Origin of the sequence: Daejeonella sp. (genome assembly GCF_049655485.1) — a bacterium.
In the GTDB taxonomy this organism is placed as follows: Bacteria; Bacteroidota; Bacteroidia; order Sphingobacteriales; family Sphingobacteriaceae; genus Daejeonella.
This window is the reverse complement of sequence record NZ_JBASJU010000192.1, coordinates 1-1,519: the sequence shown is the minus strand read 5'-3', so window position 1 is coordinate 1,519 and position 1,519 is coordinate 1. Positions and strand designations below refer to the sequence as shown.

General features: G+C 40.5%; 3 protein-coding genes. 2 read left to right on the top strand and 1 reads right to left on the bottom strand.

Going from position 1 to position 1,519, the window contains the following annotated elements; translation table 11 throughout:
• Positions 1-401 (bottom strand): FAD-dependent oxidoreductase (locus WBJ10_RS08335; protein ID WP_424289204.1); only part of this gene is annotated, 401 nt, incomplete at its 3' end.
• A gap of 153 nt (positions 402-554) precedes the next feature.
• On the opposite strand from WBJ10_RS08335, the gene WBJ10_RS08330 reads away from it, so the two are divergent.
• Complete coding sequence (locus WBJ10_RS08330; protein ID WP_424289202.1) at positions 555-1,319, top strand: DeoR/GlpR family DNA-binding transcription regulator; 765 nt, start codon at positions 555-557, stop codon at positions 1,317-1,319.
• A 33-nt stretch (positions 1,320-1,352) separates the two neighbouring features.
• Positions 1,353-1,519 (top strand): NAD(P)-binding domain-containing protein (locus WBJ10_RS08325; RefSeq protein ID WP_424289206.1); only part of this gene is annotated, 167 nt, incomplete at its 3' end.

Genomic DNA, 1,519 nt, shown 5'->3' with positions numbered 1-1,519 from the left:
TACCTGGACTTTCCAAAACTGTATTTTCCGGAAAGCCAGTCGTACATCTTCAAACCTGCCAAATATTTGGCAACAGAAAACCAGCTGAAACAAGGAATTATAAACTCCTCTTTCGAAACAAGGTGTGCCGCATTAACCTGAAGCCGGCCCCTCTCTTTCAAAGCCTGATACACCAGCGAAATATCACCATGTGCGAGGTATCTCACCCCTCCGTGTACGAGTTTCGTACTTCTACTTGAAGTGCCTTTAGCGAAATCTGACTGCTCTAATAATAGCGTTTTAAACCCTCGTGAAGCTGCATCCAGGGCAGTACCAAGGCCGGTAGCCCCGCCTCCTATAACTATAAGGTCCCACTCATCTTCTGAATTTAGAATACTCCTCTCCTGTTTATGGTACTGCATAAAATAATATATCGAAATAATACGCAATTATAATAAACATTTCGAAACCTTTTAGCTATTCTAACAAAAAAAATCCCCTCAACAAAGAACCGATCTGACAAAGAAAATTTTAATTAATTTTCCTAATTTGCAGTATCACAAAAAGGGTCATTAATGAGTAGTTTAGCCGAAAGACACCAGTATATTATAAAAAAGCTGCAAAAGGAGCAATACATAAATGTGGTGGATTTATGCTCTGAGTTAAAAGTTTCATCAGTAACCATTCGAAAGGATTTAAAACTACTGGAAGACAAAAACTTACTCTTTAAAATCCACGGGGGCGCCACTTTAAGTAATCCTTATACCGTCGACCGTTCCGTAAATGAAAAAGAAAAACTTCAATCAACCGAGAAAACAAGCATTGGGCAGGTTGCCGCCGATATGGTTATGGAAAATGATTCCATTATCATAGCCTCGGGGACTTCAGTACTCGCTTTTGCAAGATGTCTTCCTGTGAATCTGAACCTGACAGTAATAACATCCGCGCTGAATGTCGCTATGGAGTTGTCCAGACATCCTAATACTGATGTTATTCAACTTGGGGGTATGATGAGAAAAAGTTCCACTTCAGTAATGGGACCGTATTCTGAAAATATCTTAAAAGATTTTTTCTGCAACAAGCTGTTCTTGGGGGTAGACGGAATTGACCTAGAGTTTGGACTTACAACTACTAATATGATGGAGGCCCAACTGAATCGCCAGATGATCAGTGTGTCGCAAAAAACAATTGTGCTAACCGATTCGACCAAATTCGGCAAACGAGGATTTGGTAAAATCTGCAATATTGACGAAATCGATCATATAATCACAGACAAGGGTATTTCGGACCATACTGTCAAACAACTCGAGAGCATGGGCATAAAAGTTACAATTGTTTAAGTTTGTTGAACACCTAGATTACATCTGCAAATAATGAATATTGGAATCATTGGCCTGGGAGACATGGGCTGCATTTACGCAAAATCATTCGCCAGGGCAGGTTACCGTGTATACGGCTGTGATCTCCCGCATCGCACTGAATTACTTAAAGCAGAGCTTGCCCCTTTTGGCATAGAAGTACTTGAGGATGGCAAGGAAGT